This window comes from Acidobacteriota bacterium (genome assembly GCA_012517875.1).
Taxonomy (GTDB): Bacteria; Acidobacteriota; JAAYUB01; order JAAYUB01; family JAAYUB01; genus JAAYUB01.
Genome location: JAAYUB010000026.1, coordinates 86312 through 106814, shown reverse-complemented (window position 1 = coordinate 106814; position 20503 = coordinate 86312). Strand labels below are relative to the sequence as shown.

The following is a 20503-nucleotide window of genomic DNA, read 5'->3' as shown; positions in this document are numbered from 1 at the left end:
CAGGATCACCAGTCGCGCCCCGATTTAGGGCGCTGGCGCGCTTGTCCCTGCTGCATCCGTAGCAGTTCTGTCTTCTCCTGCTTTTCCAAAGCCTGCAACAATAGCAGCGCCTGTGCTGGATTCATGATGGGCACAGCATCCTTCTTGTCTTTGCCTCCTGCCGATCGGCCGTCGGGTGGCTGTTGATGTTTGTCTTCTCCGGACAGAGAACCTGCAGGCGGTGAATCGGCAAATTGGCGGTTTTGGACTGCGTCTTTTCCTGGGTCGCGTGATCCGTCCATCTGTCGTTCGGATTGTTTGGACGGCTGTCGCTCGTTTTGACTGTCCTGTCGATTTTGCCCGCTCGCACCTGATTCCCCGGCAGATTGTTTACCTGCCTGGTCTTGCCGCTTTCCCTGCTGTTGACGTTGCGACTTTTCCTGTTCCTTCAATTTTCGGATCGCCAGCTCCAGATTTCGCTTGGCATCCTTCTGGGCGGGATCAAGAATCAGACTTTCCCGATACGCCGCCGCGGCCGCCGGCCAATCGTTCTCGATGGCATGCGCGTTGCCCAAATTGTAAATCGTGCGGGCTTTCAACTTGCGGTCCGAGGTGATCATCGCTCTGTGGTATTCAGCCTGGGCCTCCTTTGATTTTCCCATGGCCAACAGGACATCGCCGATGTTGAACGCCAACACAGGATGATTTGGATTTTCGGCCCGGCCGCGACCGAACGCCTCCAGTGCCTGGGGATATTGGGCGCGATCATAGTATTCTTTCCCTTGCCGGGTGGCCTCGTGCAACGGATCACGCAGAACCCCGCCGGTTGTGGACATCGCCAGCATGACCATGAAACAGACGTGCCCGCGCCCCTGCATCGTTTTGCTCCTCCTGCTGTCACTCCCGATCTCGTCACGCCCGGCGCCCCGACCGACCACGATCAGAACTTCGTGCTCCGGCCGACGCCTGTGCGATGCCAGATGTACGCCCACCACCGGGCGGCATCGGCCGCCAGCCGACGCATGCTCTGTCGGCCGTCGGAGATCAGCCCCATAACGAGAAGAGACAGAACCGCCGACAGAAGTGGAAGCTGGAAACGATCCACAAACCGGCGGGTCATCCGGGACTGAAGATCCTTCTTCTCCATGCCATCAATCCGCTCGACCAGCACATCCACTTCGTCTTCCAGCACCGACGCGCGGAAATATTGGCCGTTGCCTGCGCGAGCTATGGCCGCCAGCGTCGATTCGTCCAAGCGACTGACGACCGGTGTGCCATTCGTCTCCCGCTTATAATCCACTACCTCGTTCCGCTCGTTGAAAATGGGAATCGGTTGCCCGTCCGGCGTCCCCACTCCAACCGTGAATATGACAACCCCTTCTTCAGCCGCCCGTTGAGCTTCGGCCTCGGGGTCGCCGGTCAGGTTCTCCCCGTCAGTCAAAAGGACAAGCACCTTGTACTTCTGCTGGTGGCGCTGGAAGGTGTCCCGTGCCAAACGGATGGCCGATCCGATGTCGGTGCCTGGATCGGGAATCAGTCCGGTCTCCATGAGCTCAAGGAACAAGGCCGCCGCCGACCGATCCACGGTCAGCGGACACTGCAAAAACGCACTGCCGGCGAACGAGATGATCCCCACGCGCGCGTCGCCCATTTCCTCCAGCAACGCCTGCAACTCCCGTTTCGCTTTGCCGATCCGATTGGGCGGTGCATCCGGAGTGTTCATGCTCAGGGACGTGTCCACCGCGATCAGCACATCGACACCCCGGCGGATCATGCTCTCCATCCGGGTGCCCCATTGCGGCCGGGCCAACGCCAACAGGCAGCCGGCATACGCCGCCAGCAGCAAACAGGCGGCCGCAATCTTTTTTGGATAACTCACTCCCGCGAGCAACCGACGCCGAATCTCGGGCGAGCGGCTGATGCTTGCCAGTTGCCGCCGATGCCAGCCCCCGAGCAGGCCGTATGCCAGTGCCAGGGGTATCAGGCCCCACAACCAATCGAGCCACCAAGGATCAGCAAAACGCACGCGTCAGGCTCCTCGGATCGTTATCTGCCGCCGGTCAAGGCAATCGTCGGAAGATCGTGCCGCCCAACACCGTCCATAGGCTCAACAAAACCAAACCTGTCACCACATAGGGCGGGTACAGTTCCACATAGTCCGACCAGCGGTGGACACGTATTTTACTCCGCTCAAGGGCGTCGATCTGCTGAAAGATCGATTTCAATGCCGCCGGATCCATCGCGCGGAAATAACGGCCGCCGGTCCGCCGCGCCACATCGGTGAGCACGTCTTCATCAATCCGCACGTCCATCTCCACAAGCTCTTTGTGACCTGTGTACGGATTGGTTACCGGAAACGGCGCCGTTCCCTCCCGCCCCACGCCCACGGTGTACACTTTGTGCTCCAGCATCCTGGCCATCTCGGCAGCGGTGTGCGGGTCGATCTCGCCCGTGTTGTTGACGCCGTCGGTGACTAGGATGATCACGCGCGACCGGGCTTTGGACGCTTTCAGTCGACTGATCGCCGTAGCCAACGCATTGCCGATCGCCGTGCCATCGGGCAACTGGCCCAACTCCGTGGCGTCCACCAGCTGCAGCAGCACGTCGTAGTCGACGGTGAGCGGACAACGGGTCACCGCCCGCGCGGCAAACACCACCAAACCGATTCGATCGGAAATGCGTCCAGTGATGAAATCGCGCACCACTTGTTTGGCCACGGTCAGCCGATTGCGCGGTTTGAAATCGCGGGCATCCATGCTGCCTGAGGTGTCGAGGGCGATCATGATGTCCACGCCATCGGTGGAAGTCTCCTCTCCCGCGATGACTTTCTGCGGCCGGGCCAAGGCAACCACCAACACCCCAATGGCGGCGATTTTGAGCAGGAAATGCAGGTGCAGCCAGATCTCCCCGCCGGACCGCAGGGCAAAACCAGCCGGATGACCGATGGCCGCACCGTCTGCCCGGAGGTTCCGCCAGTGTCGCCAGACCAAGAGCGGCAGCGCCGCAAGCAACCATAGCGCCTCGGGGTTGCGGAACATGCTCATGACGCCGCCCCTGTCTCGTTCGCAGCGTCGGTTGCAACCGCCTCCGGCGCAGCGATCACCTGGTCATGCACCAGGCGAATGATCTCGAACGCTTCTCGCAATGCCGCCTCACTGTCCTTGGGTGTCGTTGGAAAGCGGGCGAACTTGACCCGATCAGCCATCTGGAAAAACTGCGTGATGCGTGTCACCACTTCGGACGTCAATCGCATGTCGCCTGGTAGCTGCGTCACAATTTCAGCGGTTGTGCGCTCCAGCATCACCACGTCCAGTTCCTTCCCCAAGTAGTCTTTGACGATCTCCGAGACCCGAAAGAAGAACTCCCGTGTCTGCCCCCGACGAGGCAGATCCTGGCCAGCCAGGTCGTGCAGCCGATCACGCGCCTCCAGCTCGGGCGGAATCGCCGGTACCTGCCGCTTCTCGCGGCGTCGCCGCCACCACCAAACCAGCCAGCCCACCACGGACAACATCACCAGAACCGCGCCGATGACCACGGCCAGACGCCAAATCGGAAACGGAATGATCCAGGGCGGTTCTGGTTTGTCCCACTCTTCGTCTGTTTCGGATCTCAGTGCACGGATGGTCACGGTTACCGGACCTGTCCGGGCTTCCAGCGTCTGCTTCCCGATCCGGCTGGTATACCGAAGAGCCGTTAAACGCCGGGAGCCTAGATCAAAAAACGCCAGGCGTAACCGGCGCCGTTCATGAACGTATCCGTCCGACTGTCTTTGACTCAGCCGATCCTCGCCCAACACCGCCACATCAGGGGGAAGATCGCGGACCAGTTCCGGCCGGCTGGCGCCGGACGGGTATCGGAATGTCAGCTCCAGCACAACGGGATCGCCGACAGCCGGCGTCGTATCAGCTTCGGTTTGCTGTGCAGTCACGTCGAACCGGAATACTGCGCCGGCGGCGAGCGCAGCAGCCGCCGTTAGCCAACACACCAGGATTAATAGACATCCGCGCCGCATCGCCAGACCACCCGGGCCGGATCGAAGGGCTCATACTATCAGACCGGGTCCGCGGATTCAAATACCACCGGGCGACAACTGTGCTCCCTTTGGAAAAACGGGAACGACAACGGCTCAAGTCTCAGATCCGGATCAACCCGACGAACCACCGCTCACGGATCCCACCAGCGAATCGATGGCGCCGGGTCCGCTCAACGCCGCAGTTTTTTCACCGCCGTGATGATCCGGTCAGCCGCCGTGCGAATGTCTTCTTCGGTGGTGGGACGGCCGGTGGACAGGCGCAGCGTGCCCAATGCATAGCGCTCCGGAACAGCCATGGCTTTGAGCGTGGCCGAGAGTCCACCTCCCTTACCGTGGCAGGCGGCGCCGGCGGAAGCGGCCACGCCGTCCAGCGCGTCTACGAGATCAGCCACCAAGATACCGCCGAACCCAACACTCAACGTGTTGGGCAATACCCAGTCTTGGTCCCCGTTTCGGCGGATGTCGTCCAAGCCTGCATTCAGCAGCGCCCCGAGCAGATCACGGGTCCGACCTAGATGAGCTGTGCGTTGTTCTCCTTCGGCTGCCGCCAATTCACAGGCGGCTCCCAATCCGACTATCCCGGAGACATTCTCTGTCCCCGGCCGACGGCCACCTTCCTGTCCGGCGCCTCGCATGAATGGAGCAAGTGAGACACCCGCCCGAACATATAGCGCCCCGACTCCTTTCGGGGCGTACAGTTTATGGCCGGCGATGGTGAGCAGGTCAACGCCCAGTTCATCCACTCGGCAGGGAATCTTGCCTGCACTCTGCGCGGCGTCGGTATGGAAAGGGATGTCCCGCTCGCGGAGGATGACCGAAATCGCCTGCAGCGGCTGGATCGACCCCACCTCGTTGTTGGCGTGCATGATGGAAACCAGGACGGTATCCGAACGCACAGCCCGCCGCACGTCGTCGGGATCCACGCGCCCGTTCCCGTCCACCGGCAGCCGGGTGATGGACCAGCCTTCGGCGGCCAGCTGGTGGCACACAACGTCGACCGCCGGGTGTTCCACCGACGAGGTGATCATGTGGCCCGCTGTTTTTCGCGACCCTCGGATGATGCCAAAAATAGCCAGATTATCCGATTCCGTGCCGCTTCCGGTAAAGATGATTTCGGTGGATTTTGCACCCAGCAATCCGGCCACCTGTGCACGGGCGGTCTCAACTCCAGCACGCGCCAGTTGACCGAAGCGGTGGGCTGAGGAGGGATTGCCGAAATATTCCTCCATATATGGCCGCAGGGCCGATCGCACTTCCGGCGCGATAGGAGTCGTGGCGTTGTAATCCAAGTAAATGGGTTGTGCGATTCTTGCCTCTCGTGCCATCTCCAAGTTTCCATCCTTCTCAAAACCGCATGGGTAATGGTTGGCTGGCGTCGCCGGACGCCGCCTGCACCGGGAACACTTTTCGGTAAGCGGCCACGACCGCGCCCATGGTAACGGGCAAAACCAAAAACGCACCTACATAACACAAGCAGACACCCACCATGCCGAGCAGCACCTGGATCGCCATCACACCAACCGTACCCCACAGATTCGCCCGGGCGGCCCTGGCTCCCAAACGGACCGCCTCCGAACCCGATAATCCGTGTTCGGCGATCAGCGGAAACGTGTACAAGAAAAATGCGCCCAAGATGATCACCACCATCATGATGATCAGGACAAACACCCCGATCGTGGCCAGATAGAGTCCGAAGGCCAGCGTCAACCTGCCACGGTCGATGAACAGCGGTAGCATGATCACGGCTCCGCTGAGCGACAATGACGCGGGCAAGGCAACCAGCAGACTGACCGCCATCAGCAGCGCGGTTGCCACAAGGCTGGAATGGAAATATTGAAATCCATCGAACAGGCGGCGGAATTCAACCCGATCCCCTCTCAGCTGCTCCAAGTAACACAAATAGATGCCACACATCATGGCGCCGAACAAGATGACGGGTACCACTGTACCCAGGAGCATACCGCAGGCAGTGATGCCCACAAACAACCAATAACGCCCCCTGACCAGCCCCCAACCTTCGATCAGGCAGGCCCACGGTTTCACCTGGCCTTGGGTGAATTGGATCAACCGGCTGTCCCCCATCGCTGGCCTCCGCCCGCTTTGATATGGGCATCATTGTCCCCTATTAGACGGTATTTGACAGATAAAGTAAATCATCACCGAAACCACTCTGCTAAAATGAGCGCCATGGTGGGCGCCATCTGTTTACTTTTCTTCCTGTCCAGTATCGCCGCCCTGCTGTTCGAAACGCTGTGGTTTGTTCAGGCCAGTCTGGCCTTCGGCAACAGTGTCTGGGCCTCCGCCTTGGTGCTGGCCGGTTTCGTGGACGGCCTTGGCGTCGGGAATGCCGCCGCTCTGAAAGCTCGGGCCATTTCGGCCGGCTTTTTGGACGCCTTCCCCGAAGCCTCGTTGTGGACCGGCGCCGGTCTCGACTGGATGCTGGTCGGAATCAAACCGCCGCTTCGCACAACCCCCACAAAAGCCATCGACAGACTGTGGGCGGATCCGGTCATGAAAGCCAAACTCGATGCTCTCCTCTTGTACGGTCCCGCTCAATTGGGGGCCGCTTTCATCACCGACGGCACCCGCCTGCGCGATTGGATCGGCGCGGCGCCCCCATTCACCGACGACCGATCCAAACGGCTGGCCTCCCGCGACACCGACATCCGGCCAGATTTTTCTCTCTCTGTCGTCTTCAGGAACAGTCCCGCGTCAGCGGAAGATTTCAACCACCGCGAGATGATTCGGCATTGCTTGCCTGAACCTTCCCGGCAGGCAGCCTTGAAACAGTTTCCCCGCCAGACCGCCATCGATGCGATTCCCGCAAACACATACACCTTGAATCTGGTGCCATATCTGCATCGACATCTCGACGATCCGGATGCGGTCAACGCGATATTCTGCATGCTCAAGAGCGCTACCCACGACATCTGGGCCATCGTCGCGGCTAATCAGGGAAAGAGTCCGTTTGATGAGTGGGGCTTCAATACGATGGCCCTGCTGGTGCTGACGAATGGGGACTTTTCCCAGGCTGATCGTTGGTTGGCAAATACTCAGCTGTCTGCGCCGTCTGTTTATCTCCCATTTCGCATCTATTTTCATCCTCGACTGGGTATCGATTTCCCCCGCGCGGCTGGAGCCGCCTCATGAAGCCACTTGCGGTGGTGTTTCTGCAGCAACGGAACAACAAGCACAGCGTAGCTGCTCTGGCCGGCGCACTGGAGTCGGTCGAAGATCGCCTCGGATTGACGGTCTGGTTCGCCCGGCCGCGTCAGGTGATCGAACGCCTGAGCCAAGCGGCCGCCATTCATCGCCGGGTGGTTCTGGCCTGGTCATTCCACACACCCGATGTCCTATCGGTAGCGCCGGCCTTCCGAGACATTCGTCAACAGGCGGCGGCGAACCGCTGGCCGTTGCTCGGACTCGCCGGCGGCGCACACCCTTCAGGCGATCCGGCCGGGACGTTGCGGCTGGGCTTCGACTACGTGCTGCGCGGCGAGGCGGAGGCCGGTTTGCCGCACTTTCTGGCGGCGCACGCCGCCGGCGGCGAACTGCGGGGTACTCCGGGGCTAGCCTGGGTGGACAATGGCGAGTACCGTCAGAACCGCCGCCCGCGCCCCGTCAACCTGGATCATTATCCCCCGTTTGCCGCCCGTCACGGCTTGTTCGCGCCCATTGAAATCAGCCGCGGTTGTCCTTGTCACTGCGGATACTGTCAGACGCCTGCGCTGCTCGGCCGGCGGATGCGTCACCGCAGTCTCGATAAAATAGTCCATCATGCCGAGGTCATGCGCCGCCACGGTCTAACCGACCTGCGTTTTGTATCGACCAATGCGTTCGCTTGGGGTTCAGCCGACGGACACACCCCCAATCCGGCGGGTATCGAAGCTCTGTTGAAGGCGCTGGGTGGCATTTTTGACAAAGGCCGCATCTACTTCGGTTCTTTTCCCTCCGAGGTCCGACCCGATTCCGTCACACCCGAGCTTGCTGTAATGGTCCGCCGGCTGGCTGGCAACGATAATGTCGTGATCGGCGCCCAATCCGGCAGCGACCGCATGCTGGAGCGCCTGCGCCGCGGTCACAATGTGGCCCAGGTAGTTCGGGCCGTGGAGATCCTGCGTGCGGTCGGCTTCCGCGTGTACGTTGATTTTATCTTCGCTCTGCCCGGTGAGCGGGAAGATGATCGGAGGTTGACCCGCTCGCTGATGCGCTGTGTTTCGGATCTGGGTGCGATCGTCCACGGCCACACATTTTTACCTCTGCCGGGTACGCCGCTCAATCGCGCCAAGCCGGGACGGGTGGATTTAGAAACTCGCCAGCTGGCCCTCGAGCTGGCCGGCACTGGACGGCTTTGTGGGCATTGGCGCCAGCAGGAAGAGCTGGCTGTCCGCCTGGAGCAGTTTTTCCGGGGCCAATCGCCGGCCACGTCCACCGGTGACGATCTCTGAACCGATCGCATCGAATCTTCGACTTTCCGGCACGGCGCCGGTGCTTCGACTTGCTGGATTCTCTGGCCGCTGAATTGACGTCTGTGGTGGTACGCCAGGCGCCGCGGCGGGTCGACGCGCCGGGTTCGCCGATCGCGGTCTGTCATTGAACGCGGCGGGAAAGATAGCCGGCGAGGAGCTCGCGCAGGTAGTCGCCATCGAACGGCTTGTGATGGCCGGGATAGACGATTCGGACGGGCAGGTGCAACAGGCGGTGGGCGGAAGCGGCGTATGCCTCGCGGTCGCTACCGGGCAGCGTGTCCAAGAGTGCACCGTCGTACACGACATCACCGGCATAGAGTTCCTGGCTGACGGGTTCATACAGGGCGATGCTTCCTGGTGAGTGTCCTGGCAGGTGGATCACTTCCAGTGTCCGGTCACCCAATTCCACATAATCCCCGTCTGCTAACAGGCGGACGGGGGGCACGGCCCGAAAGCGGTAATCGGCAGCCCGGAATCCCGGCACCGGCAGACGGGTGAAATGATCGTCCAGAATCCAACCCATGGCCGGATCGCTCAGGGTCAGCGTCGGATCGGCGCATGCCAGCGCCGCCGCTTCCGCCGCGTGAACCGCCACGTTGTCAAACACCGCCAAGCCCCCGGCATGATCAAAATGAATATGGGAGGCCACGGCCAACAGCGGCTTGCCCAGCTGATCCGCCAGCGCCGCCCGCAAATCGGCGACACCCGTGCCCGCATCCAGAAGCACGTCTCGATCCCGGCCGCGGATGAGCCATATGTTCGCCCGATTCCACTGCCAGTAGAACGGTTCGGTGATCCACATCAAATGCGGATGCAGGTGCTGGATCTTGAACCAGTGACCGGCGGTTGTAATCACGCGGCCTACTCAAAGGCGGATTGCCGTCAGCGGGACGCAGCCCGCGCATGCTGCCGCGAGGCGTACCGAGTCAGGTATCCCTTGAACCAGCCTTGGTTGGCGTACCGGATGAAGTAGAGCTGCTTCCGGTCGAATTCGAGCCGGTCGGCCAACAGGACCATCAGGGCGCCTCCGGCGACGAGTTGTTTGACATGAAAGATGTCGCGGATGTTGAGAATTTCCTGCAGGGCTTCCTGCTGCACCGCCTCGTCTTGGATCTTGGAAAGATCCGGGCCGACCACTGCGGCAGGATCCTTGACGATTCGGTTGTAAAAACCGCGGATATCCTCGGCGGTGAACATCACGGTGGGATCCCGTCGCTCGGGATAGGTTAACGTCACCAGCGCCCACACGATTCCGCCGCTGAGATAGACTTGCCGTCGGTTGAGCAAACCGGGCTTGCGCTCGATCTTTTCCTCGAGGATCGGCAGAATGTGCAGTCGGATGGTGCGATCGATGCAGGCCGGGGCGTGATCCACGGAACCGCATTCCCGGTCGATTTCCAGCGACAGTGACTTGGAACCCACCGGAATGTCCATGGGCACGAATCGGTCACCACCCACGCTCTTCTCCAGATATCCGCCTTTCGTGTTCCCACTGCCCAGATCCAGGGCTAGGGCGGTGTAAATCGCCCGCGGCGGGAGAATACCCAGTGCGCCAAGCTCGGCTTCCTGTTCGGCGGTGATGAGTTGCATGGAACAACCGGTGGTCTGCAGGACCTCCCGCCTGAGCGTCTCGAGACGGGCCACGGCCCAGGGCCCCTTGAGTTCCGCGGCGTTCACCACTCCGCTGCTGACGGCGACGACAATCCGGTCCCCCGGCAAATGGTGTCCGTCCCTGACCCAGCGATAGAGCTCCGCGATGTCCCGAACGGATTCAGTCACGGCGTCTGTACTGTAGGTAATCATCGACGAGGTGATATGGCGGCGATCCAATTCCTGATAGTCACCCAAGCCCGCCTCGTCTTCGCTGAACCGAGCGATGACCGCCCGAATCCCGGATGCGCCCACCTCGATGCCGCCGTAGACGCCCGGCGGGGCCACATGCCGGGGCGCTGCCGGCGCCAGACCCAGCCTGGATCCGATGGCGGCCCAACCGGGATACACGGTCAGGGCAACCAGCACCAGCATCACCAGCCCCAGTGCCGCATAGAGCGGCCGCCGTGTCAACACCTGCCACCAAGCAGCCCGCGCCTGCGGCCCATAGCCGGCGGCGCGCACCCGGCCCGTGGTCTCCTCGTCCAGGGTGAAGGTGTCGCCGGCGGCGTGGCGCCTCGTGGTGTCATCCGGTTGCGCGAGCCGCGTGGACTCGGCATCCTCAGCGGGGGTGATGGAATCGAAAAGCGTCTCCAGACCGCCGTCGGTCAGACCCTCCTGCTGTCGGATCTCTTCGCATAATGCGGCGAAATCCGAAAGATTGACCAAACGGTTGCCGCGCTCCTTGTTGAGCATGCGCGCCACGGCCTCACTCAGCACCTGCGGACATCCGGGCAGCGTGCTGCCCAGCAGCGGTGGATTATGGGTGAGGATTCTGTACAGTACGCCGGTGGCGTTTTCAGCCTGGAAGGGATTATCGCCTTGCAGCAGCTCGTAGGCAATGACCCCGAGGGAATATTGGTCTGCCCGGGCATCTACCGGTTCGCCCCGCGCCTGTTCGGGGCTCATGTAAGCCAACGTGCCTACGGTAATACCTTCGCGGGTGTGGATGGTGGATTCGGCCAGTCGGGCGATGCCGAAGTCGACGATCTTCACCGCGCCGCTCCGGGTGATAATCAGATTGGCCGGCTTGACATCCCGGTGGATCACACTGTTCTGGTGGGCATAATCCAGCCCGTGCGCCACCTGGGACAGGATGTTCAGCGTTTGGGCCAGGGAGAATCGCACCCCGTCATCCCGGAGCTGCTTCAGGTTCCGGCCGTCCAGATACTCCATGACGATGTAAGGTATCCCGTTTTCCTCATAGAGATCGTGAACCTGGACGATGTTGGGATGCGGGATTTGGGCCAGCGCCCGGGCTTCCTTCAGAAAACGGGCTGCCTTCTCCGCGTCGTCGATGTATTGGGGAAAGAGCGCCTTGATGGCGACAAAACGGGCCAGCCGGCGGTCGTAACCCTTGTAGACCGTGCCCATGGCACCGGCCCCGATCGTGCCCACTACCTCGTATTTGCCGATGGATTTCATGCGCCCCAATCTACCACAGGTAGGAGGCAATTAGAAGCATCCGGCCCGACGGACATAACCTAATCAACCCATGGTCGTCAGCTCGTCTCACTTTCGCCGGATAAACACCATCCCATCGACCGGAACGGCTTGCCATCGGGACCAACATCGAAGGCTTTCTTCCGGCGGTGATCCGCGTCTTCCTCGTGTTCGACCGCCCGTTGCTGGCGGTACTTGTTGACAATCGGGACCGAAAGATCGCCGACATACTCGATGAACTTCCCATCCGCAGCCGGTGCACCCTCGGAGGTCATGATGCCCGTGCTCATCCTGTCACTTCAGATGACGATATACTTCTTCTTGATGTTATCGAAACCGATCAACTCGAGTCCGCTGAACGGCTGGCCCATGAGCATGCTTTCAAATTTCTCTAGGATCAAGCGGCCACCCACAATCTGGCGGCAGTCACTGGTCCTCTTCAATTCCTCCGCTGGGGAGCCGGGAGCCGCCCCCATTCGAACGGTGACGTCCCGGGTGCCGGCCCGCTGACGGAGCAGCCGATGCTCTTTACCAATCTCTCCGTAGCGGGCGTAGGCGGCCATCATGGCCTGCATCGGATCGTCCTTGGCCGCGGCCGGCTCCTGGGCCCAGGCAGGCCAGCCTAGTGCCAGCAGAATCAGAACGCCGCCACAGAGACAGCTGGCGAGCGGTTTCTTGTTGTCCTCCAGACAGTGCGATTCAACCGGGTGCACCTTCCGACAGTTTGACATCCGACAGGCTGTGATTCACTCGGTGATACTGGTGATTCCACTCTTAACGCGGCGTGGGCGGCGGGCGGATTGCGCCCAACCGGCGACGGAGGTATCATCGTGGAATCCGGGATCAGGCTATGCCCCCGCTGCCGGGTTTGGCCCATGTCCGTGCTGACGGTCATCCCTTGTTCCATGAGGTTGCCGCAATGGGCATCCGTGATTTTCAACTGGAGCGGTTTTTCGCCGCTCACGAATTTACAGCGCGCTGTTTGCTCAGCCCGTCAGACTGCGAGAGCATGTCGCTGGAGGAGCTGCTGGCGCTTGCGGATGCGGACAGCCTAGAGCAATGGCGGCAGTTGCAACTCGGTTACACCCAGACAGCCGGCCACCCCATCCTTCGCGCGGAGATCGCCCGGTTGTACCCGGGGGCGAGTTCCGACGACATTCTGGTGTGCGCGCCGGAGGAAGGCATTTTCATTGCGATGCATGTCCTGCTCCAGCCCGGAGACCGGGTGGTGGTGACGGCCCCGTGTTATCAATCGCTGGCCGAGCTGCCAACGATGCTGGGCTGTGCCGTGGACCGGTGGGCGGTCCGTACCGAGGGGAACCGTTGGACCTTGGACCCGGACGATCTGGTGGCGGCGTTGACGCCCCAAACCCGACTGGTGATCGTCAATTTTCCTCACAATCCCACGGGTTACACTCCGAGCGCCGATGTGATCGCCCGCCTGGTGGAGCTGACCGGATCACGGGGCCTCTACGTATTTTCCGACGAGATGTACCGGTTCCTGGAGCACCGCCCGGAGTGCCGATCGAATTCCCTGCTTGGCGCCCACGAGCGGGTGGTTGCCCTGGGCGGGCTCTCCAAAGCGTTCGGCCTGCCGGGTCTGCGCGTCGGTTGGCTGGCTACCCGTGACCGCCGATTGCTGGACCGCTGCGCCGCATTCAAGGACTACACCACCATCTGCAGCGCGGCGCCGGCGGAGGTCCTGGCGATTATGGCCCTGCGCCGCAAAAACGAGATCATTGCAGCGAACCGGCGCATCATCGGCGTGAATCTCGAAGCCTGCCGGACTTTCTGTCAGGAGCAGGCCTCTCGGGTGGACTGGCTGGAACCAGACGGCGGCTCCACGGCGTTCCCCCGCCTGCGGCCGCCGTTGCAAGTGGATGAATTCTGCGAACGCCTGCTCCGTCGTCGGAGCGTGCTGGCCGTCCCCGGCCGGCTATTCGACTGGCCGGGCGGGTATTTCCGGGTGGGTTTGGGCCGCCGCAATTTACCGGAGGTCCTATCTATTGTCGCGCAAGAGCTCGAGCCAGGTTCATCGGCTTGAGAGATCGGCGATGGGCTGTCGCAGCACTTGCCAGTACAATGCGATTTGCCGGGCCGCCAACCTGTTATATTCTGGCACCTGGTCTAAGATGAGGGCGATCTCGCGGTGAATTGTGACAACACATCACCCTAAAACAAACAATCCGCAACAACGACCTTCCCCGTGATGGCTCCCGAATGACACCAAGATCCGTATTAATAACGGAAACGGAAACCGACACCCACAAATCCAGCCGCTTGATAGTTGCTCTCCTCACCGACGTCCCCGCTGGAATACGCACGAGCCATTCGTCCGCCCAGTTCCACGCCCCCGATCAGATTGACCTGAAGGTCAGGACGAATCCGCCAAACAACTCCGCTGTACAGCGGGAACTCCCGGTTGCTTCCGATTCCGGCCAGCTCGACGCCGTCACTGCGGAGTCTGAAGTCAGATTTTTCATAACGGCCGCCCACAAACAACCGCCATTTGCCCGTGGAGTCCCAGTTCAAAACCAGGCCGGGTCCCCGGGTGGCGCCGAGGCCGCCCCCGGTTTCCATGCTCAGGTGCTCGGTGATCCGCCAGTTGACGAACAGCACCGGGAAGACACTCGGATCGTCTTCCAGCTGGGTGATGACGCCGATGCCGGGTCCCAGGGTCAGACGGTCACCGAAGCGATAGGAAAAACCGGCCAGGCTCCCGCCGGTGATTGCGTCGCCGAAATCGGCGCCGCTCTCGGCCGTCGTGCGGAGTGTGGGAATCATGAAGAGCGTCCACTCCCGGTTGATGCCGTAGCGGATGAAGGCCCCGATGCTAATGGTGTGGATCGTCCCCCAAAGTGCCTCCGCCGCAATGCCGGGCTGTCCCTCAAAATTGTAGGTGGTCCGATCGTATCCGACCGCAATGGAGACACTCCGCCTGAAATCCGGCGCATAGGTCAATCCTCCTTCAAACAGCATCCGGCCGGTGCCGAACGAGCCGCCGGAATCGATCCCACTGTTGAACTGATGCAGAAATGCTCCTTCGGCGAACATCGACCACTGGTCCGCCGTCCGGACCGACGGCCCGCCTCTTGGCTGTCCCTGTCCGGCCACCCCGGCGATCATGGTCAGCACCAGTGTGATCGCCAGCGCACACCGGCGAATCTGCGGGCGGCTTCCGACACACAAATCACCTTTTGCCATCCTCGACTCCGGGCTGTCGTTGTTCTCGGTAAGCATGAAAACGCTTTCTGAGATGCGCGGTGTCCCGTGCCGATTCTCAAATTCAGTTCGGAACATCGGATTTGCGCTCTGCGGTTGCTGCGCCTCCGATCCGGTCCGCGGCCCGCGCCGTGTACCGCCAGCACCTGATCCGACAAAATGTGCTTGACACAGCCTCAGCGGCTGTATATCTTGTGCGGCGAGGCAACAAATGGTTACAGCAACGCTTTCCCGGCTTCATCACCACCATCACCCGATTATCGGGCCGGGCACTGGTGCGCACGCTGTTTAATCATCTACTTTCACAGCACAGATCACACCAACCCCCGGCCAAGGCCGGGGGTTTTTAGTTTGTTGTGCCGCTTTGCAGAAAATGTTCACTTTGTCGGTGGATGAATACATGAAACTAAGCAAGACAAAATCGATCAGCACTCAACGATCAGCATTCCGCCGCCTGGCGTCTGGTCTTGGACTGTTCATTGCACCGTTTCATGCCCATCACCATCACCATTTCCACCTCCCTTCCGGGTGAAGGTGCATGCAGCACATCGTCCAACGTTTCCCTCACCCGGGCTCCCGTGCCCGGGTTTTTATTTCAGGAGCTATCATGATCAACGATGACCGAATTCAACTGGCGCTGCCCAAGGGGCATATGTACGCAGCGGTGGAACACCTACTGGGGGATGCCGGCCTGGCCGTGCAGGGCAACGGCCGCAACTACCGCCCGGTCTGTATCGATAACCGGTTTGAACTGAAGATTCTGAAACCCCAAAATATCGTGCGCATGGTGGAACTCGGTTCCCACGACGTTGCTTTTGCCGGCTATGACTGGGTTGTGGAGCTGGATGCGGCTGTCCAGGAATTGCTGGACACCGCGCTCGATCCGGTTTGCCTGGTGGCTGCGGCGCCACAGGAGATGGCCAAGGATCCGGCGTTTTTCCGCCGCCGGCTGCTGGTGGCCTCGGAGTATGAATCCATCACCCGACGCTACCTGGATGGCCGCGGCGCGGATTATCTCTTTGTCCGCAGCTATGGCGCCACCGAAGTGTTTCCGCCCGAAGACGCCGACCTGATCGTGGATAACACCGCCTCCGGCCGGACGCTGCGCGAGAACGGCTTAACCGTTGTCGACACCCTGCTGCGTTCGTCCACCCGGCTCATCGCCAACCCGATCGCCATGGACGGCCCCAAGGGGCGAACCATCGCGGAGCTGGCCATGCTGGTACAAGCCGTCCTAGACGCTCGAAGCCGGGTCATGCTGGAAATGAACGTGGCCGGAGACCGTTTACCCGCGGTTTTGGCTGTGCTCCCCTGCATGCGCAAGCCCACCATGTCCAGCCTGTCAGATGGGACCGGCTTTGCCGTCAAGGCGGCGGTGCCCAAGGTTCAGGTCGTCCGGCTGATTCCGGAGCTGAAGGCAGCCGGGGCCACCGATATTCTCGAGTACCCATTCTCCAAGGTGGTGCTGTGATGGTCGGCCAGGTGCTCCCCCTTGTCCGGCCGGCCCTGCGCGGCATCACACCCTATGCGACTCCCACCGGACGCGACCGGTATCGCCGCCTCGACGCCAACGAAGGGCCCCCGCCCGCGCCCGGCCTGTTGCGCGAGTTGTTGGTTGAGGCGGCATCCCGGCTGTCTTACTACCCCGAGTACACCGAACTGCGGCGGCTGGCCGCTGTTCATTACGGCGCTCCCGCGGGCGGTATCATGCCGGTCTGCGGCGCCGATGAAGGTCTCCGGCTGGTGATCGGGGCGTTCGCCGGCCCCGGCGACCGGATGGTCACAGTGCGCCCCACGTTCAGCATGTACACATTTTACGCACAACTAGCCGGCGCCGCGGTCACCGCCGTGACGCTCGCCCCCGATTTCGAATTGGACCTGAATGCGGTACTGGAGGCGGCCGGAGGGGCGGCGCTGGTCGTGCTGGCGTCACCGAACAATCCCACCGCCCGCCCCATCCGCCCCGGCGATCTGGCCCGTTTGCTCCAACTGGCACCGGAGCGCCCGATCCTCCTAGATGAGACCTATGCCGAATTCTGCGGCCAGAATTTCATTCCCTGGATTGAACGCTTCTCCAATCTGATCATCTTGCGCACGCTGAGCAAGGCACGCGGCCTGCCAGGGTTGCGCTGCGGTTTCGTCGTCGGCCACCCTGCGGTGATCTCGTCACTGGATACCCTCCGCTCACCCTACAACCTGACCGCCACAGCGGCCTGGGTCGGTTCCGCTTTCCTGGCGGGCGACACAGATTTTCGGGAACGGCTCGCCGCGGCCACCACTGCCCGGGCCACACTGCAGCGGGAGCTGGCACGGCTGGGCGTTCCGGTCTGGTCGTCAGTCACCCACTTCTGCGTGTTCTATCTGGGCGACGCCGCCGGTTCAGCAGCGTCCGCTCTGGCCGAGCAGGGCATCCTCGTCCGATTGCTGGGCGACGACCTGTCGGGATTCATCCGGGTCAGTGTTACCGGACCAGAAGACACCGCGGTCTTTCTGTCCGCGTTCACCCCGTGGCTGACTCAACGTCGTCCGGAACCCATTCCCGCTGCCTGGAGGTTGTCATGAAATCAGACCGCATTCTCATCAATCGCCAGACCCGGGAAACATCGATCTCCGGATTCCTGACCGGGGAGCCTACGGTCCGCCGGATCGTCACCCCGATCCCGGTGTTCTCCCATTTTCTGGATCAACTGGTGTTCTACGCCGGACTTGGCCTCGAGCTGGACGCGCGCGATCTGGTGCCGGCCGACGACCATCATGTGGTGGAAGACACCGCCCTGGCCATTGGTGACGCCTTGAACACTTGGTTCGGCGACCGAACCGGGTGCCAACGTTTCGGGCAGTACTGGCTGCCCATGGATGACGCCCTGGCGCTGGCTGCCCTGGACATCGGTGGCCGCCCCGGATTCTGGTTTCGCGGGCGCTTCCGGCGTGAAGCGGTCGGGGGGCTGGCGGTGGAGAACATCCTGCATTTCTTCCGATCGTTGGCCCACACCGCCCGCTTCACGTTGCACCTGCAGGTCAGTGGTCAAAACGTCCACCACATGGTCGAGGCGCTCTTCAAAGCCACCGGCTTGGCTCTTGAGGAAGCACGGCAACCCTGGGTCGGTTTGGCCCGAAGCACCAAGGGAGGCCTCCGATGATCGGCATCGTGGATTTCGGCGCCGGAAACCTGCGGAGTCTGGAGAACGCGCTGGCTGCACTGGGCCGGCCGTCGCGGCGGGTATCGCGACCCGACGAGCTTCGGCGATGTTCCCGGCTGGTGCTGCCGGGAGTGGGACACTTCGGCGCCGCAGCAGCCATGTTGCGGTCAAGCGGTCTGGCCACCGCCTTGCGAGCCTGGGTCAGCTCCAACCGCCCGTTGCTGGGGATATGTTTGGGCCTGCAACTCCTGTTCGAGGCATCCGACGAAGCCCCGGGTGCCGCCGGTCTGGGCGTATGGCCGGGGCGGTGTCTGTCCTTCGACTCCCGCTTTCTGAAAGTCCCCCACATGGGGTGGAGCCCTGTGCACATGACAGCCGGGCCGGAAATACCGGTGGCCTATTTTGTGCATTCCTATTTCATTCCCACCGCCGCCGGTCCCGCACACTGGAATTGGCGGGGTCTGGCGCGCTACGGCGTCGAGTTTTTGGCCGCCGGACAATCCGGCCCGCTGACCGGCTGCCAGTTTCATCCGGAAAAAAGCGGACCGCGAGGACTGGCTTTCCTGAAGGAGGTGTTGTCATGGTGATGAGACGGATCATCCCCTGCCTGGATGTCATGGACGGCCGGGTGGTGAAAGGCATCCAGTTTCAGGGTCTCCGAGACGGCGGCGATCCCGTGGAGCTGGCCCAGCGATATTACGCCGACGGTGCCGACGAGTTGGTGTTTCTTGATATCACCGCCGGCCTCGAGGGCAGGAAAACCATGCGGGATTTGGTGGAGCGGACAGCCCGGACGGTGTTCGTGCCCCTCACGGTGGGCGGGGGTATTTGCTGTGTGGATGATGCCTGGCGACTGCTGCGCTCCGGCTGCGACAAAGTGGCGGTTAACACGGCGGCTGTGCGACGGCCGCAGCTCCTGTCGGAATTGGCGGACCGTTTCGGTCGTCAATGTGTGGTTCTGGCCGTGGACGCCCTGCGGACGGAGACCGGATACTGGGTGGTGGTGGATGCCGGCCGGACAGTCACCGGGCTTGAACTGTCCGACTGGCTGCGCCGGGGCCAGGCATTGGGCGTCGGCGAAATACTGCTTACCGTCATCAACACAGACGGTCGGCAGGAAGGGTATGACCTGGCGGGGCTTCGGCTGGCTGGCTCCGTTTGTCGGGTGCCCGTCATCGCCTCGGGCGGCATGGGTACCGCCACACACATGGTCGATGCGTTGTCCGCCGGCGCGGATGCGCTCCTGGCCGCGTCAGTATTCCATTACGGCCGGTACACAGTCCGTTCCCTGAAGGCCGAATTGAGCCGCTGCGGCGTGGAGGTACGCCCATGCTGATTCCGAGCATCGACTTAATGGGCGGCCGGGCTGTTCAACTCGTCGGGGGAAGAGAGAAGGTGTTGGAACGGGACGATGTCGAGGAGCTGGCCCGCCGATTCGGCATGTACGGCGAGATCGCCGTGATCGACCTGGATGCGTCGCTGGGCCGCGGCGACAACAGCGCGCTGGTACGGCGGCTGTGCTGCATCGCCCGCTGCCGTGTCGGCGGCGGCATTCGGGACGAGCGGCGCGCCGCCGAGTTGCTCCGTGCCGGAGCGGCCCGGCTGATCATCGGTACGGCTGCGGATGAAGCGCTCCTGACCCGGTTGCCTCGCGACCGCGTCCTGGTGGCCGTAGACCATGACCGCGGCCACGTGATGAGTCACGGTTGGCGTCAGGATACCGGCGAGTCACCCGCCGCACGCATCCGCCGGTTGGCCCCTTTCTGCGGCGGTTTCCTGGTGACGGGAATTCACCATGAAGGTCGGATGGAAGGCTTCGCCATGGATGAGATCCGGGAGTTGCGTGAAACTGTCGGTCAACCCGTGACTTACGCCGGCGGCGTGACGGCAGCCGCCGAGGTGGCGGTACTTGATCGGATGGGTGTCGACGCCCAGGTGGGCATGGCCCTTTACACCGGCCGGCTGGACCCCACCGAGGCGTTCCTTGCCTGTCTGGATTTCAGCAAAGAAGGCGGACGTCTGCCGTGCGTGGTCCAAGACGACGCCGGCCGGGTGCGCATGGTCGCCTGGCAGACTCCGGAGAGCCTGCGTGAGGCATTTCGTACCGGGCGCGGCGTGTATTTTTCGCGGCGTCGCCAAAAATTGTGGACAAAGGGTGAAACCAGCGGTCACATCCAGCGGCTGGTCCGGGTGGTGCCTGATTGTGATCGAGACACCGTGCTGTTCACGGTGGAGCAAGAGGGTCCGGCCTGCCATACCGGATCCGCCAGTTGCTTTGGTCTGCTGGGGTTCGCGCCGGCAGACCTGGAAGCGGTGTTGCGCCAGCGCGCCCGATGCCCGTCCGACAACAGCTACACTTGCCGTTTGCTGCGAGATCGGGATCTGCTGACGGCCAAATTGCGCGAAGAAATGGATGAGGTGATCGAGGCCACCGGCCGGATGGACGACTTGATTTGGGAGTGCGCTGATGTGCTCTATTTTTTAATGGTTCAGATGATGGCCTCGGGCATCAGCTTCGACCAGGTAATGAGCGAACTGGAACGACGCAGGAGGTAATCGCATGATAA

20 protein-coding genes are annotated in these 20503 nt (G+C 62.0%); 9 read left to right on the top strand and 11 right to left on the bottom strand.

From position 1 onward, the window contains the following. Window positions 1-5 precede the first annotated feature (5 nt). From GX414_03945 to GX414_03920, 6 genes are all read right to left on the bottom strand, one after another. On the bottom strand, window positions 6-857 hold the full coding sequence (locus tag GX414_03945; protein NLI46238.1) for a hypothetical protein: 852 nt from the start codon (window positions 855-857) through the stop codon (window positions 6-8). Window positions 858-919: 62 nt separating this feature from the next. Further along, window positions 920-2005: a VWA domain-containing protein gene (locus GX414_03940; protein ID NLI46237.1), complete on the bottom strand. Its 1086-nt coding sequence runs from the start codon at window positions 2003-2005 to the stop codon at window positions 920-922. Between the two features lie 34 nt (window positions 2006-2039). Beyond that, window positions 2040-3017 (bottom strand): VWA domain-containing protein, encoded by a 978-nt coding sequence (locus GX414_03935; GenBank protein NLI46236.1) that lies wholly within the window; start codon window positions 3015-3017, stop codon window positions 2040-2042. Between the two features lie 2 nt (window positions 3018-3019). Beyond that, window positions 3020-3991 (bottom strand): hypothetical protein, encoded by a 972-nt coding sequence (locus GX414_03930; GenBank protein ID NLI46235.1) that lies wholly within the window; start codon window positions 3989-3991, stop codon window positions 3020-3022. A gap of 191 nt (window positions 3992-4182) precedes the next feature. Further along, window positions 4183-5337, bottom strand: coding sequence for a cysteine desulfurase (locus GX414_03925; GenBank protein NLI46234.1), 1155 nt, complete (start codon window positions 5335-5337; stop codon window positions 4183-4185). A 19-nt stretch (window positions 5338-5356) separates the two neighbouring features. Beyond that, entirely contained in the window at window positions 5357-6094 is a 738-nt protein-coding gene (locus tag GX414_03920) for a hypothetical protein (GenBank protein ID NLI46233.1), read from the bottom strand. A 105-nt stretch (window positions 6095-6199) separates the two neighbouring features. Between GX414_03920 and GX414_03915 the strand changes: the two genes are divergently transcribed. Together GX414_03915 and GX414_03910 are read left to right on the top strand one after the other, a co-directional pair. Next, the gene (locus GX414_03915) at window positions 6200-7162 is read left to right on the top strand and encodes a hypothetical protein (protein NLI46232.1); all 963 of its coding nucleotides are present in this window, start codon (window positions 6200-6202) and stop codon (window positions 7160-7162) included. Beyond that, a complete protein-coding gene (locus tag GX414_03910) occupies window positions 7051-8460 on the top strand; it encodes a TIGR04013 family B12-binding domain/radical SAM domain-containing protein (GenBank protein NLI46231.1) in 1410 nt (469 codons plus the stop codon). The genes GX414_03915 and GX414_03910 overlap by 112 nt, the downstream gene beginning before the upstream one ends. A gap of 142 nt (window positions 8461-8602) precedes the next feature. Here the strand turns inward: GX414_03910 and GX414_03905 are convergent, their stop codons facing one another. From GX414_03905 to GX414_03890, 4 genes are all read right to left on the bottom strand, one after another. Further along, window positions 8603-9283: an MBL fold metallo-hydrolase gene (locus GX414_03905; GenBank protein ID NLI46230.1), complete on the bottom strand. Its 681-nt coding sequence runs from the start codon at window positions 9281-9283 to the stop codon at window positions 8603-8605. A gap of 80 nt (window positions 9284-9363) precedes the next feature. Beyond that, on the bottom strand, window positions 9364-11556 hold the full coding sequence (locus GX414_03900; protein ID NLI46229.1) for a protein kinase: 2193 nt from the start codon (window positions 11554-11556) through the stop codon (window positions 9364-9366). Between the two features lie 77 nt (window positions 11557-11633). Further along, the gene (locus GX414_03895) at window positions 11634-11864 is read right to left on the bottom strand and encodes a DUF1579 domain-containing protein (protein NLI46228.1); all 231 of its coding nucleotides are present in this window, start codon (window positions 11862-11864) and stop codon (window positions 11634-11636) included. A gap of 9 nt (window positions 11865-11873) precedes the next feature. Continuing rightward, window positions 11874-12305, bottom strand: a complete 432-nt coding sequence (locus GX414_03890) for a DUF1579 domain-containing protein (GenBank protein NLI46227.1) — start codon at window positions 12303-12305, stop codon at window positions 11874-11876. Between the two features lie 188 nt (window positions 12306-12493). Here GX414_03890 and GX414_03885 point away from each other — a divergent pair, with 188 nt between their 5' ends. Continuing rightward, entirely contained in the window at window positions 12494-13618 is a 1125-nt protein-coding gene (locus GX414_03885; GenBank protein ID NLI46226.1) for an aminotransferase class I/II-fold pyridoxal phosphate-dependent enzyme, read from the top strand. Window positions 13619-13812: 194 nt separating this feature from the next. On the opposite strand, the gene GX414_03880 is transcribed toward GX414_03885, so the two are convergent. Beyond that, on the bottom strand, window positions 13813-14778 hold the full coding sequence (locus GX414_03880; GenBank protein NLI46225.1) for a hypothetical protein: 966 nt from the start codon (window positions 14776-14778) through the stop codon (window positions 13813-13815). A gap of 625 nt (window positions 14779-15403) precedes the next feature. Between GX414_03880 and hisG the strand changes: the two genes are divergently transcribed. From hisG to hisE, 6 genes are read left to right on the top strand one after another with little or no spacing between them, the layout of a single operon-like run. After that, window positions 15404-16267 (top strand): ATP phosphoribosyltransferase, encoded by an 864-nt coding sequence (gene hisG, locus GX414_03875; GenBank protein NLI46224.1) that lies wholly within the window; start codon window positions 15404-15406, stop codon window positions 16265-16267. Continuing rightward, the gene (locus tag GX414_03870) at window positions 16267-17358 is read left to right on the top strand and encodes a histidinol-phosphate aminotransferase family protein (GenBank protein NLI46223.1); all 1092 of its coding nucleotides are present in this window, start codon (window positions 16267-16269) and stop codon (window positions 17356-17358) included. Before hisG ends, GX414_03870 begins: the two co-directional genes overlap by 1 nt. Further along, window positions 17355-17936 carry an imidazoleglycerol-phosphate dehydratase gene (hisB, locus tag GX414_03865; protein ID NLI46222.1) on the top strand — a complete coding sequence of 194 codons (582 nt, stop codon included), beginning with the start codon at window positions 17355-17357 and terminating at the stop codon, window positions 17934-17936. The genes GX414_03870 and hisB overlap by 4 nt, the downstream gene beginning before the upstream one ends. Next, window positions 17933-18523 carry an imidazole glycerol phosphate synthase subunit HisH gene (hisH, locus tag GX414_03860; GenBank protein NLI46221.1) on the top strand — a complete coding sequence of 197 codons (591 nt, stop codon included), beginning with the start codon at window positions 17933-17935 and terminating at the stop codon, window positions 18521-18523. Before hisB ends, hisH begins: the two co-directional genes overlap by 4 nt. After that, the gene (gene hisF, locus GX414_03855) at window positions 18517-19272 is read left to right on the top strand and encodes an imidazole glycerol phosphate synthase subunit HisF (GenBank protein NLI46220.1); all 756 of its coding nucleotides are present in this window, start codon (window positions 18517-18519) and stop codon (window positions 19270-19272) included. Before hisH ends, hisF begins: the two co-directional genes overlap by 7 nt. Then, the gene (gene hisE / locus GX414_03850) at window positions 19266-20492 is read left to right on the top strand and encodes a phosphoribosyl-ATP diphosphatase (GenBank protein NLI46219.1); all 1227 of its coding nucleotides are present in this window, start codon (window positions 19266-19268) and stop codon (window positions 20490-20492) included. Before hisF ends, hisE begins: the two co-directional genes overlap by 7 nt. Window positions 20493-20503: the final 11 nt, after the last annotated feature.

What these genes read in the sequence shown, in the direction of transcription:
- GX414_03945 (NLI46238.1), bottom strand. Translation starts at nt 857, where the DNA reads ATGCAGGGGCGCGGGCACGTCTGTTTCATGGTCATGCTGGCGATGTCC.
- GX414_03935 (NLI46236.1), bottom strand. Translation starts at nt 3,017, where the DNA reads ATGTTCCGCAACCCCGAGGCGCTATGGTTGCTTGCGGCGCTGCCGCTC.
- GX414_03930 (NLI46235.1), bottom strand. Translation starts at nt 3,991, where the DNA reads ATGCGGCGCGGATGTCTATTAATCCTGGTGTGTTGGCTAACGGCGGCT.
- GX414_03925 (NLI46234.1), bottom strand. Translation starts at nt 5,337, where the DNA reads ATGGCACGAGAGGCAAGAATCGCACAACCCATTTACTTGGATTACAAC.
- GX414_03920 (NLI46233.1), bottom strand. Translation starts at nt 6,094, where the DNA reads ATGGGGGACAGCCGGTTGATCCAATTCACCCAAGGCCAGGTGAAACCG.
- GX414_03915 (NLI46232.1), top strand. Translation starts at nt 6,200, where the DNA reads ATGGTGGGCGCCATCTGTTTACTTTTCTTCCTGTCCAGTATCGCCGCC.
- GX414_03905 (NLI46230.1), bottom strand. Translation starts at nt 9,283, where the DNA reads ATGTGGATCACCGAACCGTTCTACTGGCAGTGGAATCGGGCGAACATA.
- GX414_03900 (NLI46229.1), bottom strand. Translation starts at nt 11,556, where the DNA reads ATGAAATCCATCGGCAAATACGAGGTAGTGGGCACGATCGGGGCCGGT.
- GX414_03895 (NLI46228.1), bottom strand. Translation starts at nt 11,864, where the DNA reads ATGAGCACGGGCATCATGACCTCCGAGGGTGCACCGGCTGCGGATGGG.
- GX414_03890 (NLI46227.1), bottom strand. Translation starts at nt 12,305, where the DNA reads ATGTCAAACTGTCGGAAGGTGCACCCGGTTGAATCGCACTGTCTGGAG.
- GX414_03885 (NLI46226.1), top strand. Translation starts at nt 12,494, where the DNA reads ATGGGCATCCGTGATTTTCAACTGGAGCGGTTTTTCGCCGCTCACGAA.
- GX414_03880 (NLI46225.1), bottom strand. Translation starts at nt 14,778, where the DNA reads ATGGCAAAAGGTGATTTGTGTGTCGGAAGCCGCCCGCAGATTCGCCGG.
- hisG (NLI46224.1), top strand. Translation starts at nt 15,404, where the DNA reads ATGATCAACGATGACCGAATTCAACTGGCGCTGCCCAAGGGGCATATG.
- GX414_03870 (NLI46223.1), top strand. Translation starts at nt 16,267, where the DNA reads ATGGTCGGCCAGGTGCTCCCCCTTGTCCGGCCGGCCCTGCGCGGCATC.
- hisB (NLI46222.1), top strand. Translation starts at nt 17,355, where the DNA reads ATGAAATCAGACCGCATTCTCATCAATCGCCAGACCCGGGAAACATCG.
- hisH (NLI46221.1), top strand. Translation starts at nt 17,933, where the DNA reads ATGATCGGCATCGTGGATTTCGGCGCCGGAAACCTGCGGAGTCTGGAG.
- hisF (NLI46220.1), top strand. Translation starts at nt 18,517, where the DNA reads ATGGTGATGAGACGGATCATCCCCTGCCTGGATGTCATGGACGGCCGG.
- hisE (NLI46219.1), top strand. Translation starts at nt 19,266, where the DNA reads ATGCTGATTCCGAGCATCGACTTAATGGGCGGCCGGGCTGTTCAACTC.